The following is a 16,090-nucleotide window of genomic DNA, read 5'->3' on the forward strand; positions in this document are numbered from 1 at the left end:
CTTCCCTCTCTGTTAAACATCGAAAGGCGGCAAAGCGGCAGAAAGCCCAAAAATTCGGTCTGTGACAAAAAAAGATCTGTGCCGAATTTGCACAGATCCACATCACGTATTATTCTTTTTTGGCTGCCTGTCTCGCTTCTGTCATTTGCTTCCAGACGGAACCTTTCGCTTCCTCTCCGCCTTCGATGCGGGCCACTGCCATTTTCGCCTGAAGTTTCACTTCGAATTCCTTATCCTCCGAAGCTTCCTTCAAGGCCGGGAGCGCTTTTTCCGTTCCTGTTTCATACAGGAACATGGCAGCACGCCAGCGGACAAGTTTATTGCGGTCGGACAGGGCTTCGATCATGGCATCCTCGAATTCCTGGAACCCGAGATCACTCATGCAGTCCCCTGCCGTTCTTCTCACGGCCGCACTTTTATCCTGCAGCGCCCGCTCCAAATAAGGAACGACCTCGGGTTGTTCGATCATGCCCAGATACACCGCAGCCAAGCGGCGGATGGACATCTGTTCATCTTCAAGGGCTTTCGCCAGGAGCGGAAGATCGGTTGCATCCGGATCCGGAAGCTGGTCGAGCAGCTGGAAGCGGACCTTCCAATCCGGCACGTCGAATTCTTCCACGGTGACTTTATGTCCTCGCGGCGCGGCAGGCTGCTGGCCGCCCTGGTCCCGTTCAATGAGGCTGTCCAGCCGGTCCTGCGGATAAGCAGCCTCGATCTCCCGCAAGACGTTTTCTCCGATTTCGGCTTTTTCGCCATACCGGACGCCATAATCGGCCCATTTCCGCTGGAAAATGTAATTTTCATCTTCTTCCTTCATGACCGCCTTCATGGCCTCCAAAAAGCGCGCCGGCATCCCGAAACGCTCTTCGGACTGGCTGTCAAACACTTTTACTTGGATCGGAATCCCTTTGAATTGCTGGACATGGACATAGACTTCGCCGTAATGCTCGTCCATTTCCACTTGTTCTTCTGAGCCGTCCCCTTCGCCGAACACGCGCCGGACCTCCGCCAGAATCCCTTCCCAGTCATACTTTGCGTTCCGTTCGACAGCCAGGAAATCCGCTACATGGTATACACCTTTCACGCCGTCAATTTCGAAAAGCGCCCGCACCTGTTCCGGTGCGCCGTCCAAATTATCCGGCTTGTAATTATGACTTTTCCCGAACGGCAGTTCCTGGTCGATGATGACTTTCATCGTGTTCGGGCTCGGTGTCGGTTCAATTGCTGTAATTTTCATGACCATTCCTCCAGTCTGTAAGCTCATGTCTCCATCAAATCGGCGAGGTAGTCCCACCGGGCGATCAATTCTTCATACTCACTGTTCAGCTGGTCCAGTTTTTCCTGCAAACTCTGGAGCGCTTCAAAATCGGACCCGAGTGAAGCCATTTCATTCTCGGCCCGTTCAATTTCGTTTTCTGTTTCCGCAATCCGCTCATGGATCGCTTCCCATTCCTTCTGTTCGGAAAAGGAAACTTTCTTCTTTTTCTTTGATTTCACCTCGGCCGGCTCCGCTATCGGTTTTTTCGGCACATCGGGCGGTGCAGCCTCCCGCTGAATAAAATCGGAGTATAGCGCGAACACTTCCTCCACGGTCCCTTCGCTGACCGACCAGAGCTTCCGGGCAACCCGATCCAGGAAAAACCGGTCGTGGGAGATGGCGGCGACCACTCCGGGAAACTGCTCCAAAAATTCTTCCAGTACCGCAAGCGTCTGGATATCCAAATCATTCGTCGGCTCATCAAGGAGCAGGACATTCGGCTGCCCCATCAAAAGCCGCAACAGATGCAGGCGTTTCCGTTCACCGCCGGACAACTTGCCGACCAATGTCCCGTGAGCATTCGGTGCAAACAGGAACCGCTCCAGCATCTGAGCAGCGCTCACCCGCTGGCCATCCGCTGTTTCGATGTCGTTTGAAACTTCCCGGATATAGTCGATCACCCGCACGTTCCCGTCCATTTCAGGCAAGTGCTGAGTAAAGTGGGCGATTTTCACCGTTGATCCGGTCTCAAGCCGTCCGCTGTCCGGTTCCAATTCGCCGGCCATGATTTTCATCAGCGTCGACTTTCCCGCTCCGTTCGCGCCGACGATCCCGACACGGTCGCCGGCTTGGAGAAGAAAACTAAAATCAGAAAGCACAACGCGGTCACCGTACGCAACATGGAGGTTCTCCCCTTCAATTACTTTTTTTCCTAAACGGCTCCCAGCCAGGCCCATTTCAAGCGAAGCCGTGTCCGTTTTCTCCTTCACCTGCTCCTCGAGTCCCTCAAAACGCTGGAGGCGGGCTTTCTGTTTCGTCGATCGCGCTTTCGCTCCCCGGCGGACCCATTTAAGTTCCGCCCGGTACCGGTTTTCCTGTTTCTTTTTCGTTGCATTCGCCGCTTCCTCGCGGACCGCTTTCGCTTCGAGGTAATCCCCGTAATTTCCGCGATGGGTGTACAGGGTCTTATCCGCCAATTCGAAAATATGAGTGGAAACCGCATCCAGGAAATAACGGTCGTGCGTGACGAAAATCATGGCCGCCCCCATCCTGGTCAGCGCATCCTGCAGCCATTCAGCTGAAGCGGCATCCAGGTGGTTCGTCGGTTCATCCAGCAGGAGCAGATCAGCCGGCTCGACAAGCGCTTTGGCAAGCGCCACCCGTTTCTTCTGGCCGCCCGACAATTCACCGATGGGCCGGTCGAACTGGCTGATTCCAAGTTTGGTCAGGGCGGTCTTGGCAACCGCATTCACATCCCACGCCTGTTTCGCTTCCATCTCGTCCTGCAGCCGCAGCAATTCAGCCTGAACCCTACCCGATTCAGGATCCGCCGCCAGCTTCTCAAGCGCCTTTTCGTACGCTCTGTTGAGCGCAAGGATCGGAGAGTCGCCCGAAAAGACACTTTCCAATACACTTTTAGAACCATCGAATTCCGGTTCTTGCGGCAAATAAGTGATCCGGTACTGTTTCGGATGGTCCATCACCATGGCGTCCGCATCAGCGGATCCCGCCAATATCGCAAGAAGTGTCGATTTCCCCGTCCCGTTCACACCGATCAGCCCTGCGCGCTCACCAGAGGAAAGAGTGAAACCAATCCCTGAAAAAAGAGTTTTCGCACCGACTGTTTTTGTCAGTGCTGAAATCGATAATTGATTCATGCATTCCCGTCCAATTCATTTTGTAGTTGCTCTAAATAGGATAACATAAACCGGTGGCGGCCTTCAGCGAGACGCTTACCGGTGTCTGTGAGCATGCGGTCTTTCAGAAGAAGCAGCTTTTCATGGAAATGGGTGACGCTCGCTGTTTTCTTCGTCCGGTATTCCTCTTCCGACATTTCGGTCCGCGGAACTTCTCCCGCATCGTACAGTTTCCGGTCTTTCGCACCGCCGAATGCGAATGTTCGTGCGATGCCGATAGCGCCGATCGCATCCAGCCGGTCAGCATCGCGCACGATTTTCGCTTCTGCGGAATCCGCCTCTTTTTCATTTCCGCCGCTGAACGAGACCGACCGGATGACTGCGCGGACCTTCTCTTCCGATTCCCGCGGAAGTTCAAGCTTTGACAAAATTTCCGTTTCCGGATCTTCTCCTTCTTTTACATACTTCTTATCCGAGACATCATGCAGCAGGACGGCCAATTCGATGATGAACGGATCGCCTTCTTCCTTTTCCAAAAGCGCCCAAGCGTTGTGCCGGACCCGCTCGATATGCTGCCAGTCATGGCTGGCATCGAATGAATCATAAATTCTTCTTACAAGCTGTTCACATTGCATTAACTTGCTGTTATCCATGACAACATCTCTCCTTCGTTTTCCAACTTCCATAGTAGCAAATTATCCCCTTCCGCGGGTATCCGGCCGCACAGGAACAGACCTGTCAGGCGGAATACCGGGCCGCACAGGTCTGTGTCGGATATTTGTTAAAAGTTTCTGATAACTTATTGACGGTGTCGTTCCAATTCTGTATAGTTGATTAGTAAACATTGCTTTGCTTCTGACTGCAAGACTCGAAATCGCTACATTTTGGGGGGACGGTCATGCACCAAGGAAAAGTGAAATGGTTCAACAATGAAAAAGGCTACGGATTCATTGAGTGTCCGGACGGCAATGATGTGTTTGTCCACTTTACCGGCATTCAAGGCGAAGGATACCGGAGCCTGGACGAAGGCCAGTCCGTTACATTCGAAATTGTTGAAGGCAACCGAGGCCCTCAGGCGGCACATGTCAACAGAGTGGAAGCATAAGCGGAATCCATCGAAAATAAAGGCAGTCCGGAAATTCCGGACTGCCTTTTTCCATATCACTCTGTCCAGGTATAGGCTTTGCCCCAGCTTTCCCTGGCCAGTTTTTCCACTTCTTCAATATCGGCTTCTTCCACCATAATCGTATCGCCCATCTCGTACTGATTGTAATGGAACGCGTACATCCGAGACAAGAACTGATTGAACGGCAGGGACGATTCGCCTTCCATCTCACCGTTGCCCTGTACGCTCGTTTCAATTCCCTGACCCCAGTTCTGGCCGCTGTCGTTATTCGGATTATAGAAATAAACCCGGTAGTCGCCCGCCGGGTCCTGCGCAATGCGCTGGATGGAAACAGCGTGCAGTCCGAGAAGGCGTCCATGGACATTCGTGATGTAAATGCCGACCGGGTTCGGGTAGATCATCTCGTAACCTTCGTTGTAATCCGGATGGTGGGTTGCATAGAACAGCCGGACAAACGATTCATAATCTGTCACATAGCCGGTCAGCGGATCGATGATGTTGACAAAGCCCCGATTGATCCATTCCCCGTAGAATTCGGGATTGACCCATTTATGGCCGTCCTCTCCCCGGAGAAGCGTCCGCTTCATCATCTCGTTATAGATTTTATCCAGATGGGGGACAAGGACACTCGAGACTGGATCCAGATCCTGGTGGATCTGTTCGGCGACACCGCCTTCAATCGTGCTGGAGTGGACCGGCTCACCTTCGAAGACCATATCAATGTCGTTATCCCGTACCGCACGTGCGATATATTCAAGAAGCTGGCCGATGCCGAACTGCGCCCATAGGGAAATGCCTCTTGCCGACTGGCACGTCGGATTCATCCCCTGACCGATGCCGAGCGGCTGGCCGAGGACGCTGATGACCCCGCCGACAAGGATGCCGTTCGCGGTGATGCCTCCTTTACGGAATTCGGGTTTCATAAGCGTCTTCTTCACTTCAGGCAGGATATCGATTTCCAGCAACCGGCGGATGGCCGGTAAAAGTGTCTCCTGAGTCAGCACACCGCGGTCGAGCATGCGGGACAGCCCATAAATCACTTTGCTCGTCTGCGGGTGCACCGCCAGCTGGATCAAATCCCTGATGAGCTCCTGATTCGCTTCATAGCTTGCCGAACCGACGTCATTTAGTCCCAGCATTTCCGGGATGAGGTCCGGGTGCTTCCGATTTAAATAGCGGATGAACACCGCAGCCGATGGCGCAACCAGTCCATACTTTTCCATGGAGGAAGCGAAAGCGGCCGCTTCTTCCCGCAGCATCGTTTCATCCGCTTCCATCAGATGACGCCTGTATTCTTTCGGTTCCGGATGCTTTTCGCTGAGCGGTGTCGGGGTCCGGCTCGCCGTTTCGAACGCGAGGAGTTTCGCCTTGGTGGCCTCATCAATGTTCTCATCCAGCATTTGAGACGCCGTGGAAATCATCGTGAGGATCCGCTCGACCATGATCGGCCTCTGGACCGACAGCCGTTCGATTTCATCGACGATCTGCTCGGCTACCGCCTTGTAGGACAGCTTGCTGCCGAGGAAGCGGAACAGCCGCTCGGCCCGCTCGATATGCTCCCCGCCTGAAACTCTCGCTTCTTCCGTCTCCGCCGGGAATAGCAGATCCAAATTGAGCGCCAGCACTTCATTCAGGAAATCCGCCGCATCATCGGCCGGGATATCCGGATGGCTGTAACGCCCTTCCGCGATGGACAGCATCCGCAATTCGCTCATCAGTTCCACGATCGAGTTGACGCCCCGAACGCGGAGAGAACCGCCGACGAACTGAGGCTCCAGTTTGGAGGCATCGGCCCAAGGCCCGCTGTGGAATACGCCCGCTTTATCAAAGCGGTCCGCATAGGCGGAGAGCGCCGCAATCCCCTCCTCAGTCGCCGCCAGTTCGGTCGCCAGCTGGAACACTTCGGTCTGGTACATGCTTTTTGCGAATGGCCGGGCTTCACTCAGCGTCTGGAGTGCCTGCTGGAATTTTTTCTCGATAACTGTTTTTTCTTCCGTCTCCATTCAATTACCTCCAAACCGGTTTAATGATAGAAATCGTATTCCTCGTATTTTTTCAGAAGGTCGTGCATCCGCTTGCTGTCATCCCCGAAAAAGAATAGCGTGCCGTAATGGTTTCCGAAGCCGACCCGATCGGCGACTTTCGACGTATTCGGCAGGAACAGGTCATGTTTGAGGAAGTACGGATCGTTCTTCAGCTCATCCGGCACTTCCAGCCGTTCTATAAGCCGCACCCGCGGATACACCATCAGACTTCCGGAATAGCCTTTCGACGATGTGACTTCCTCTGGGAAGAATGCATCGATTTCTTCTTCCGGTGTGGTCGGATCGCTGCACAGGATCTGTGCCTGGAACGGACTGAAACCGTACGACCGTTCAATCAGTTCAAAGATATGGCCGCCCGGCACCCGCGCCGCCACCTCGCCGAAGTTCAGCGTGCCGTCCGGAGAGATGAAGTATTCGGGGTGGATGACACCGTACTGGATCTCGAACGCGTCGACGAGCCGCTGCACTTCCCGGTGTATTTGCGGCCGGTATTTCTCAAGTTCCGGGGACGCCGGCACGAAGTTCGAATAGCCGAGCCGGACATATTCCGTGATATTCAAAAACTTGATTTTGCCATTAAAAATGAAGGCTTCCACTGAAAATTCCTGGCCATCCAAGTGGCTTTCCATCAAATACGGAAAATCGGATTCATTGATTTTGTCGATGTCCGAAGCGTCGCGGATCACCATATGACCGACCGTTCCCGCTTTGTTGAGCGGCTTGATGTGAATCGGGTCATTCGGGTCCCCGTGCACTTTGATGAGTGCTTCATTTACCCGCTTCATGAAACGGTAAATGTCATCTTTATCGTGGGCTTCCTCGAATACCCCAACTTTGATTCCTGCCATTTGGGCTTTCCGTTTCATGAGCCCTTTATCACGCAGGAGCAGAGAGCGGTTGAATATCCGCGGATCATCGAAGAACCGGGCATTCAGCGCACCTGCCCATTCCACCGTTTCTTCATAAATCGGTACGGCGACTTTCGTGTTCAGCGCGTTCAGTTTTTCGTACAACTCATCCGATCCTTCATTCAGCCGGTCGAAATCCCACGCGACGAAAGTGATATCGTTTTCATCCGCGAACGTCTGGAATTCCGGCGTGCTGACAACGACAAACGGCTGGCCGAGTTTGTCAGCCGCTTCAATCGCCTGCAGGCTCCAGCCGAGAATCGCGATTTTTTGCTGATTATCATTTGTCTGAGCCATTTCCATTCCCCTTTTCTTAATCGAATTTTTCGAAATTTAGTTATCCTTATTCCTATAGCCTCGCACCGCCGGGTTCAAACATGGAAGGACCGTGTTTCCCCCTTCCCAAAATCGGTTATAAAATAAATAGAGAGCATTTTCAGACTTCATTCTCTCGAAAGGAGATGAAAAAGAAACATGAATACTTGGTTTGAACACCTCAGAGGCTATTTCCCTGCACGTGAAATGAAAAAAGAAAGCCATATGGAAGGACTATTCGAGGATAAATCCGGTGAGTATAAATTGGATAAAAGTGACCAGCATACGATGGTTTATTTTGAAAAGCCGGATTACGTGTTCATCGACTATGTCCTGATCGACAGCTCGGCCCGCGGCAGCGGACTCGGGAGCCGGCTGATCCACAAAATGAAGAAAAAAGGGAAACTTGTGCTTGCCGAAGTGGATCCGATTTCTGAAAACGACCCGGCCTCCGCGAAACGGGTGCGTTTCTATGAAAACAACGGTTTCCAGAAAGCTCCGTCCATCAGTTATGTGAGACAACACCCGCAGACAGAAGAGCGGAGCGAAATGGACATCTTTTATTGGGCGCCCGAGCCGGTATCGGAGGAGTTTGTACTTGAAAAAATGCGGGATGCATACGAAGAAGTGCATGCTTATGAATCCGAGCGCCACTATGGGAAAAAACCGCAGACGGCCGAAGAAGTTCTCCGTGTACTGGAAAACGCCGAAAAACCGAGATGATGAAAAGCCTGGACAGTTAAGTCCAGGCTTTTTTCATCGGTTATCTGAGGTGGCCTTGTTCAGTTCGCCGCCGAGGAACTGGAGCTGACGCCCGACGGTGCAGGATTCGATGCAGAACCGGTGAGCAGCTTTCTTCCCTTCATCTTCCCGCAGCTGCCGCTTGACGAAACAGCCATCACAATACATTTCCATCATTTCATCTATTTCAGCGATAATCGATCGTTTATTCAACCCTTCACCCCTAAAGCGAAAAAAGTATAATGTTGTCATTCTACTACAAGATTGACTTTCATTCCAACATTCTATACACTTTAGAACGGTTCGCCGCGGTTCGCAAACTCCCGCGTTATCAAAACTACAGGAGGCTTTTTTTATGTTCAATGAGTTCTGGGGGCTTGGTTTTGCCCTGCTCAATTTCACGGCGCTGCTCGTCATGTACAGGTTATTCGGGCGCACCGGACTGTTCGCCTGGGTGGCCATTTCGACCATTCTTGCGAACATCCAAGTGACCAAAACCATCGAAATCATCGGCCTTACCGCCACATTGGGGAACAGCCTGTATGCATCGACGTTTCTGGCGACGGATATCCTTAACGAGAAGTACGGCCGGAAAGACGCGCAGAAAGCGGTTTGGCTCGGTTTTTCATCGCTTGTCATCATGATGATCGCCATGCAGTTCGCCTTGCAGTTCCAGCCGGCGGAAAGCGACTTTGCCCAGGGAGCACTGGCAACGATATTCGGACTCATCCCGCGGATTGCGCTCGGCAGCATGATCGCCTATATCGCGAGCCAGCTGCTGGATGTCCACATCTTCACGCTCCTGAAAAAACTTTTTCCGAAAGACAGCCAATTCTGGATCCGCAACAACGGATCGACCATGATCAGCCAGCTGCTGGATACCCTCATTTTCACAGTCATCGCGTTCTATGGGACTTTTCCGTTCAATGTCTGGCTCCAGATTTTCATCTCGACCTATATCTTGAAATTCATCGTGGCGGCACTTGACACGCCGTTCGGATACTTGGCGAAAAAAATCACGCCGCAAGAAGAAAAGCAGGTGGACAAATGCTTGAACTCTTCACCGATGCAGCGACAGCCGGAACTCCGCAAGTAAGCGCTGCCGGAATTTTCATCCGCGGGGAAGGCCACCAACTGAAAATGGGCGAATATCTCGGTGAGATGGACAACCATGAAGCAGAATTCAAGGCGCTCGTTCTCGGACTGCGGAAAGCCGCAAAGCTGACCACCGGCATGGTTTCCATCAAATCGGATTCAAAAGTCGCCGTGGATGCATTCGAACGCGGCCGTGTGAAAAACCCGAAATTCCAGCCTTATCTCGCGGAAGCGCTCGCGCTGGCGGAAACGTTCGACTACTGTTTCATCAAGTGGATCCCGGATTCTGAGAATCGCGCGGCGGATGCGCTGGCAAAAGAAGCACTCCGCGCCCATAAGTAACAGAACACCCGCCCGGACCTCGTGGTTCGGGTTTTTCATTCGTATGCCGCTCTCAGTCTGATAAAATGAAATAGAAATCCATTGGAATGAATTTGAGGTGCTGAAAGTGAAATTCTCGCTGCTGTATGTAATCCCTCTTGTCATTTATTTGCTGCTGAATGTTTATACGGAAACGTTCAGCCTGATCACGTATATCATCATCCTGTCAGCCTTCTTTGCGTTCCGGCTGTCGCGCCTCCGCTATCCGCGAAACGTCTATCCATGGACGGCACGCGCGGCTCACGTTTCCTTTTATGCGCTGACTGTCGCCCTCATGCTCCGGGACCGGCTCTTCAGCGAAGCCTTGGTGAATGGCCTGCTGGCCGTCACGCTCTTGTTCGTCATACTCGATCTTGCCATGCCGGCGAAAAAAGCCCAAAAAGACTGATTTCCGGGAGGAGAAAAGCGATGAGAACTGCCGCTATGGCGATCGCTCTGCTGCTGTCATCCTGTACCATGCAGCCGTCCGGACCAGCGGAAAATCCAGAAGATCCAGCTGCAGGACCGGGAGCTGCCGTCTTGGCCGAAAACCTTGAAGTGCCTTGGCAACTCAATAAAAATGATGAAGGCTTCTTTATTTCGGAACGCACAGGCGCTGTCGTTTTTGTGGAAGAAAACGGTTCTGCTGTCCGTCAGCCGGTCCGCTTCGCCAATCCGCTATCCGATGCGGCAGAAGCAGGCTTCCTCGGCTTCGTCCTGAAGCCGGGGTTCGATGAAAATCGGGAAGCATTCGCCTATTATGTGTATGAACAGGACGGCCGGTCATTCAACAAAATCGTCACCCTCACGTTGAAGGACGGTACCTGGCATGAAACGGACGTCCATCTGGACGGTGTGGCGACCGGTCCAGTCCATCACGGCGGGCGGCTTGCCATCAGCCCGGACGGCACACTTTTCGCTTCCATCGGGGATGCTTCATCGGCAGGCCTTGCCCAGGATCCGGATGTCCTGAACGGCAAGATCCTTAAAATGGATCCGGAAGGCGGATTCAGCATTTATTCCGCCGACCATCGGAACCCGCAAGGATTCGCCTGGCACGAAGGAGCCTTGTATGCATCCGAACACGGACAGTCCGCCAATGACGAAATCAATCGGATCCTTGAAGGCCGGAATTACGGCTGGCCGGTGATTGAAGGAAAAGAGACAAAAGATGGATATGAGACTCCCTTTTTCACGACCGGCCCCGACGAGACATGGGCACCGAGCGGTATGGCCGCCGCTGACGGGCAACTGATCATCGCGACACTGCGCGGCGGCGCCATCCATTTCCTGAACCTCGACGGCAAAGAAGTGACGGCATCCATCAAAGGGTTCGGCAGGGACCGCGATGTGCTGATTTCCGGTGATACGCTGTACTTCATCACGAACAACACGGACGGGCGCGGCCATCCATCGCCGGATGACGATAAACTGATCGCTGTTCCGATGGTTTGGCAGTAAACAAGTGAGATTCGGTAGTAAATAAGGAAGGTTGGGTAGTAAACAGATCCTTTTCGGCAGTAAACGGGCAATAAAGAGCGCCGGAACAGTTTCCGGCGCTCTTTTTCTATAAAAACTTCACCATCAGGTCTTCATCGATATAGCGGCCTTCATGTTTCATCGCCCGCCGGTCCGTTCCGAATTTCTCGAAGCCGCTTCTGCGGTACAGCTGTTTTGCCGCTTCGTTCGTTGAAACGACAGCAAGATACAACTGTTCAGCTTCCATTTCCAAAGCAAGTGCGACCGCCGCTTCCACGAGCTTCCGACCGGAACCGTTCCCCCGTTTCCGTGGTGTTACATACATGGCCAGCAAGGTTGCCCGGTGCGCCATTTTCGGTATCGTCTCTTTGCGCACCGTGACATTGCCGACCAGATCCGCGCCGTCGAACAGGCCGATCGTCGCGGAAGACGGTGAGGACAAGCGGTCCCGGTATTTTTCAAAAGTGGTCTTCTTTGCGTCTTCCAGAGTTGTCGCAAACGCTTCAGGATTGTTTTCGAGCGCTTCAAGCCGCAGAGCGAAGTACCGTTCCGCATCATCCGGTCCCAGCATTCTTATTTGCATATTCCCCCCTGCCTTTCTCCAAAAATATCCGTTCCAAAACAGAACAGTCAGCGGAACGTCTGGTGTACAATCCCTTTCCCGTCTGCCACATCGATTTCCGCCCATGCCCCGTTGACGAACGTCAACTGCGGCGGCTGGTGGCCGCAATCAATGTCGAATACGACGGGTATATCCAAATCCTCAGCCAATTCTTCATAAACCACCCGCGACGTATAGTCTCCCACCGGCATATTTGCCGCGCTGCGGCCGAACAAAATCCCGGTGCAGTTTTCGAACCAGCCGGCATACTTCATCTGGACAAGTGAACGTTTCAGATCAGTGGTCGTCAGCTCGCAATTCTCCAAATACCAGACTACCGGGTCTCCCGGAATATGCCTGTTCCTGAATGCGTCGACGCCGCCGAAAGGAGTTCCGACCAGATGACGGATCACATCGATGCAGCCGCCCAAAAGCCGTCCTTCGAAAACCTCCTTTTTGCCGGAAATTGTCTTCCATTCGGTCTTTTCAGTTAAATGAAACACGGAATCCGACGGTGCGTCGTGCCGCCATTCCTTTTGATACCGTGCGGAAGAGACCTGCCCGACTGTTTCTCCCGGAGCTGTCTGCAGCACGTCCAGAAACCGGGCGGTCGTTTCGTCCATCTTCTCTCCCCGGATATCCACGAAATTTGTTCCATGGGCGGTCGCGATGCCTGTGCGGAGTGTAATTGCCAGTAAAAGCGCGCTGACATCGGAGTAGCCGAGGATCCATTTCTTCGGAATGCTGCTGAAATCCAAAAACTCCAGCATTTCCAGAAGCAATTCGTCGCCCCATGGCGGCATGATGAAATCGATGGAGTCATCGCTGAGCATGGTATGGAGTTCCGTTGCCCGTTTTCGGGCTGCTGCTGATTTTGCATGTTTTTGTGTCCACACCGTCTCTCCTGCCACAACAGCCAGGCCTCTTTTATTTTGACGGACAGCCGAGTCATGGATCAAATGATGGAGCGCTTCAGGCACCCCTGAAGAAGGAGCGGTCACCCCGACCGTCTGCAGCCGTCTGTCCGGATACTTGATCATTATTGTCACCCGCCTGTTTCGGTTTTCTCTCCATTATACAGAACGGACAGAATTCCGGAAGGTTATCTTCGAATTTTGAAGGGTAAAGTACAGGGGAATTCAATGGAGAGGAGTCTGATGGGAAATGAAAGTTCTAGTTATCGGGGCCAACGGCAAAATCGGCAGGCAATTCGTCAGAATGCTCGCTGAAGACGGACGGCATACGCCGAAAGCGCTGATCCGGAAAAAAGAACAGAAAGAGAAGTTCGACAAACTGGGCGTGGAATCGGTGGTCGCCAGCCTGGAAGGAAGCGTGGAAGATCTCGCTTCTGCAATGGAAGGGATGGATGCGGTCGTTTTCACTGCAGGAAGCGGCGGCCATACCGGACCGGATAAAACCCTCCTCATCGATTTGGACGGAGCCGCGAAAGCGATCGAGGCTGCCGGCCGTCTTAACACTGGGCGGTTCATCATGGTCAGTGCCATATTTGCGGACCGGCGCGAACACTGGACAGAAGAGATGGCGCCATACTACGTGGCAAAGCACCACGCGGATAACATCCTTCGGGCGAGCGGCCTCAATTATACGATTGTCCGGCCCGGCGGTCTGACAGACGACGAAGGCACAGGGAAAGTGTCCGCCGCTTATCATCTTGACCGCGGTGTGATTCCGCGTGAGGATGTGGCACGCGTCCTGCTCCACTCGCTGGAGAACGAAAAAACGTACAATAAATCATTCGATCTCCTCACCGGCAACGACAGCATCGAAAACGCGCTGGCGAAACTATAAGCAAAATAGAGGCTGACTCCTGAAATCGGAGTCAGCCTCTATTTATGTCAGCCGCCGGATGACCGGCCCGTGCTGCGGGAACTTGGTAAGCAGCTCTTGCTGATTGAACAGTTCGAAATCCGCAAAGTCAAAGCCGGGCGACACCATGCAGCCGACGAGCGCATAAGCACCATCATCTGACAGTTCAGAGCCGAAAATGTCTCCTGCCGGGACAAGAAGCTGCGGCCGCTCGCCGCTTTGGATATCCAGTCCGAGCGCTTCCGAAAGAAGCCTGCCATCCGGTGAGATCCTGTGCACAGTCAGCGCACTTCCCGCGTGAAAATACCACAGTTCGTCCGACTTCAGCCGATGGAAACGGGAGACATCGCCTTGCTCCAGAAGAAAATAAATGCTCGTGTACAGCTTCCGGCTGCCGCCATGAGTTTTCGGATGAATAAAATCTTCAGCGGCGAATGACGCGCTGTAGTAGCCGCCTTCCGGATGACGTTCCATTCCGAGGTGACGGATCCAGTCCTTGGCCGTCGGCGCACTTTCCCTTATCATTCCCCGACCGCTTTCATGTCTTTGACAGCCTGCTCGTATTTATCGAAATCGAATTCAATCGTCCCTGGCTTGTAAAACCAGAGAATGTTCTCTTTCTCGCCAAGCGTCAGCCAGTATGAGACGACCGACTTTGGACTTTTCAAATCCGCCCCATGTTTTTCCGCCTTCCGCAGCAGGGTGATGATCTGTTCAGGTGTCTCCATCATTTTTCTCCTTTCCGGTACATGACATCCCCGTCGACGACCGTTAGGATAGTTTCCGCCTTCAGGATATCATCCTCTTCAACTTTGAACAGATCCCGGTCCAGAACGGTAAAATCCGCATCGAATCCGGGTGCGACTTTCCCTCTGGAGTCCTCTTTCCTGATCGCACCGGCACTTCCGGCCGTATAAAGCCTGATCGCCTCGAACCGGGACAATTTTTCCTGCGGCATATATCCCTCGTGCAATTCTCCTGCTCTCCGCCGGGTGACAGCGGCATGGATGCCGAGCAGCGGATCCACGTCTTCGACGGGCGCATCCGATCCGCCGGCACAGATGAGCCCGCTGTTGATCAGCCGGTTCCAAGCATAGGACCATTCGAGCCGTTCATTGCCGAGCCGTTCCATGACCCATGGGAAGTCCGATGAAACGAACTGGGGCTGCAGATCAAGAGCCAAATCAAGCTTCTGCATCCTCTGGACGAGATCTTCCCGCACCACGACCGTATGGATGAGCCGGTCCCGCTTTCCTGCAGGCACCGGATGCGCTTCCAGTGCATCCAGCGCCATTTCGAGTGCCAGATCACCGATTACATGGATTGCGACCGCTTCCTGATACCGGCGTGCTTTGGCCACGAGTTCCCGCAATCCGTCCGGTGAATGGATCGCCACTCCGCTTGCAGATGGATCGTCCGTGTAAGGGGTTGTCAGCAGCGCTGTCCGGCCGCCGAGTGCACCGTCCGCGAATATTTTCATCGGGCCTGGATCGATGAAAGGCTCTTTGTAGACCGCATGCTGTTCCATTTCCTCGAAAACCGCGTGATGGCGCAGGAGATGAGCCCGGAATTTCAAATTCTCCCCGATGACATTCTTGAACGCTTCCAGCGGACGGGAATATGCGCCATAATAGGCCATGTCTTCCGTATGGGCACCTGTCAGACCGAGCGATAGCATGTCCTTCACCGCTGTGTCGACCGCTCGGGTCAATTCGTTCAGGCTCGGTTCCGGCATTGCCGCGAGCATGATTTCCTGTGCTGCGTCATGCAGATAGCCTGTCGGCTGGCCATCGGCATCTTTCACGATCAGGCCGCCATCCGGATTTTCTGTGTGATCCGTAATACCCGCCAGTTCGAGCGCGGCGGAGTTCGCCAAAAGCGCATGTCTGCAGACACGACGGAGCACCATCGGCGATTCTGTGATTTCGTCGAGTTCCTGCCTGTGGAAAATTTTCCGGTCCGGAAAATTATTCTCATCCCAGCCGTCGCCGATCAGCCACTCACCCGGCGCCAGTTTCCCTGCCTCCTGTACGAGCCGATCTCTCATATCAGCCGAACTCTGCACTTTTGACAAGTCGAGCTGCAGCAGTTTTTGGCCGTGGCCGATCAGGTGGAGATGGCTGTCCACAAATCCGGGATACAGGACGTTCCCTTCCAGGTCGATTTCTCTGTCGGCCTGCGGCTTCAGCTCGCTGTATGAACCGATTGCCGCAATGACTCCGTCATTGACAAGGACCGCCTCCGAGGTTTCGCCTTCTTTATTCATAGTATAAATCGTTCCGTTGTGCCACAGTTCCAATGCAGTTCCCTCCTACTTCTTCTTCACGTTTTACTATACGGCCATCCGGCTTTTTATACAACCTGGCTATTCTTCCAAACCCGGTTCTGCCAGAAAATCCGTTCCTCCATTGGCAACGTTTTCACGAATACGGTATACTGGTTTCATTACGAATTTGCGGAGGTGAACCCCGGCTGACCG

18 protein-coding genes are annotated in these 16,090 nt (G+C 53.3%); 7 read left to right on the forward strand and 11 right to left on the reverse strand.

Annotated features, from left to right (window positions below; translation table 11 throughout):
* Positions 1-109: 109 nt before the first annotated feature.
* From CCE92_RS04350 to CCE92_RS04360, 3 genes are read right to left on the reverse strand one after another with little or no spacing between them, the layout of a single operon-like run.
* Complete coding sequence (locus CCE92_RS04350; RefSeq protein ID WP_088006300.1) at positions 110-1,237, reverse strand: conserved virulence factor C family protein; 1,128 nt, start codon at positions 1,235-1,237, stop codon at positions 110-112.
* 23 nt (positions 1,238-1,260) lie between these two features.
* On the reverse strand, positions 1,261-3,135 hold the full coding sequence (locus tag CCE92_RS04355) for an ABC-F family ATP-binding cassette domain-containing protein (protein WP_088006301.1): 1,875 nt from the start codon (positions 3,133-3,135) through the stop codon (positions 1,261-1,263).
* The gene (locus CCE92_RS04360; protein WP_088006302.1) at positions 3,132-3,767 is read right to left on the reverse strand and encodes an HD domain-containing protein; all 636 of its coding nucleotides are present in this window, start codon (positions 3,765-3,767) and stop codon (positions 3,132-3,134) included. The genes CCE92_RS04355 and CCE92_RS04360 overlap by 4 nt, the downstream gene beginning before the upstream one ends.
* 245 nt (positions 3,768-4,012) lie before the next feature.
* On the opposite strand from CCE92_RS04360, the gene CCE92_RS04365 reads away from it, so the two are divergent.
* Positions 4,013-4,219 carry a cold-shock protein gene (locus tag CCE92_RS04365; protein WP_088006303.1) on the forward strand — a complete coding sequence of 69 codons (207 nt, stop codon included), beginning with the start codon at positions 4,013-4,015 and terminating at the stop codon, positions 4,217-4,219.
* Between the two features lie 56 nt (positions 4,220-4,275).
* On the opposite strand, the gene CCE92_RS04370 is transcribed toward CCE92_RS04365, so the two are convergent.
* Positions 4,276-6,243 (reverse strand): hypothetical protein, encoded by a 1,968-nt coding sequence (locus CCE92_RS04370; protein WP_088006304.1) that lies wholly within the window; start codon positions 6,241-6,243, stop codon positions 4,276-4,278.
* Positions 6,244-6,263: 20 nt separating this feature from the next.
* Positions 6,264-7,490, reverse strand: a complete 1,227-nt coding sequence (locus CCE92_RS04375) for an ATP-grasp domain-containing protein (protein ID WP_088006305.1) — start codon at positions 7,488-7,490, stop codon at positions 6,264-6,266.
* Between the two features lie 177 nt (positions 7,491-7,667).
* Here CCE92_RS04375 and CCE92_RS04380 point away from each other — a divergent pair, with 177 nt between their 5' ends.
* Positions 7,668-8,231, forward strand: a complete 564-nt coding sequence (locus tag CCE92_RS04380; RefSeq protein WP_088006306.1) for a GNAT family N-acetyltransferase — start codon at positions 7,668-7,670, stop codon at positions 8,229-8,231.
* Between the two features lie 33 nt (positions 8,232-8,264).
* Here the strand turns inward: CCE92_RS04380 and CCE92_RS04385 are convergent, their stop codons facing one another.
* Positions 8,265-8,462 (reverse strand): zinc-finger domain-containing protein, encoded by a 198-nt coding sequence (locus CCE92_RS04385; RefSeq protein WP_088006307.1) that lies wholly within the window; start codon positions 8,460-8,462, stop codon positions 8,265-8,267.
* 142 nt (positions 8,463-8,604) lie between these two features.
* Between CCE92_RS04385 and CCE92_RS04390 the strand changes: the two genes are divergently transcribed.
* The 4 genes from CCE92_RS04390 (at position 8,605) to CCE92_RS04405 (ending at position 11,165) form a co-directional block, all read left to right on the forward strand.
* Positions 8,605-9,345: a queuosine precursor transporter gene (locus CCE92_RS04390; protein ID WP_088006308.1), complete on the forward strand. Its 741-nt coding sequence runs from the start codon at positions 8,605-8,607 to the stop codon at positions 9,343-9,345.
* On the forward strand, positions 9,297-9,686 hold the full coding sequence (locus CCE92_RS04395) for a ribonuclease HI family protein (protein WP_088006309.1): 390 nt from the start codon (positions 9,297-9,299) through the stop codon (positions 9,684-9,686). The genes CCE92_RS04390 and CCE92_RS04395 overlap by 49 nt, the downstream gene beginning before the upstream one ends.
* A 97-nt stretch (positions 9,687-9,783) precedes the next feature.
* Positions 9,784-10,113: a hypothetical protein gene (locus tag CCE92_RS04400; protein ID WP_088006310.1), complete on the forward strand. Its 330-nt coding sequence runs from the start codon at positions 9,784-9,786 to the stop codon at positions 10,111-10,113.
* Positions 10,114-10,133: 20 nt separating this feature from the next.
* The gene (locus CCE92_RS04405; protein WP_088006311.1) at positions 10,134-11,165 is read left to right on the forward strand and encodes a PQQ-dependent sugar dehydrogenase; all 1,032 of its coding nucleotides are present in this window, start codon (positions 10,134-10,136) and stop codon (positions 11,163-11,165) included.
* Between the two features lie 106 nt (positions 11,166-11,271).
* On the opposite strand, the gene CCE92_RS04410 is transcribed toward CCE92_RS04405, so the two are convergent.
* Positions 11,272-11,766, reverse strand: coding sequence for a GNAT family N-acetyltransferase (locus CCE92_RS04410; protein WP_162287808.1), 495 nt, complete (start codon positions 11,764-11,766; stop codon positions 11,272-11,274).
* Positions 11,767-11,813: 47 nt separating this feature from the next.
* On the reverse strand, positions 11,814-12,824 hold the full coding sequence (locus tag CCE92_RS04415) for a S66 family peptidase (RefSeq protein WP_088006313.1): 1,011 nt from the start codon (positions 12,822-12,824) through the stop codon (positions 11,814-11,816).
* A gap of 124 nt (positions 12,825-12,948) precedes the next feature.
* On the opposite strand from CCE92_RS04415, the gene CCE92_RS04420 reads away from it, so the two are divergent.
* Complete coding sequence (locus CCE92_RS04420) at positions 12,949-13,593, forward strand: SDR family oxidoreductase (RefSeq protein ID WP_088006314.1); 645 nt, start codon at positions 12,949-12,951, stop codon at positions 13,591-13,593.
* 42 nt (positions 13,594-13,635) lie between these two features.
* Here CCE92_RS04420 and CCE92_RS04425 read toward each other — a convergent pair whose 3' ends face one another.
* Genes CCE92_RS04425 through CCE92_RS04435 form a run of 3 tightly spaced genes read right to left on the reverse strand, consistent with a single transcriptional unit; the run spans position 13,636 to position 15,877 of the window.
* Positions 13,636-14,136: a cupin domain-containing protein gene (locus CCE92_RS04425; RefSeq protein ID WP_088006315.1), complete on the reverse strand. Its 501-nt coding sequence runs from the start codon at positions 14,134-14,136 to the stop codon at positions 13,636-13,638.
* Positions 14,133-14,339 (reverse strand): hypothetical protein, encoded by a 207-nt coding sequence (locus CCE92_RS04430; RefSeq protein ID WP_241535870.1) that lies wholly within the window; start codon positions 14,337-14,339, stop codon positions 14,133-14,135. Before CCE92_RS04430 ends, CCE92_RS04425 begins: the two co-directional genes overlap by 4 nt.
* Positions 14,339-15,877 (reverse strand): amidohydrolase, encoded by a 1,539-nt coding sequence (locus tag CCE92_RS04435; RefSeq protein WP_088006334.1) that lies wholly within the window; start codon positions 15,875-15,877, stop codon positions 14,339-14,341. Before CCE92_RS04435 ends, CCE92_RS04430 begins: the two co-directional genes overlap by 1 nt.
* Positions 15,878-16,090 lie beyond the last annotated feature (213 nt).

The organism is Indiicoccus explosivorum, from assembly GCF_002167005.1.
Classification (GTDB): Bacteria; Bacillota; Bacilli; order Bacillales_A; family Planococcaceae; genus Indiicoccus; species Indiicoccus explosivorum.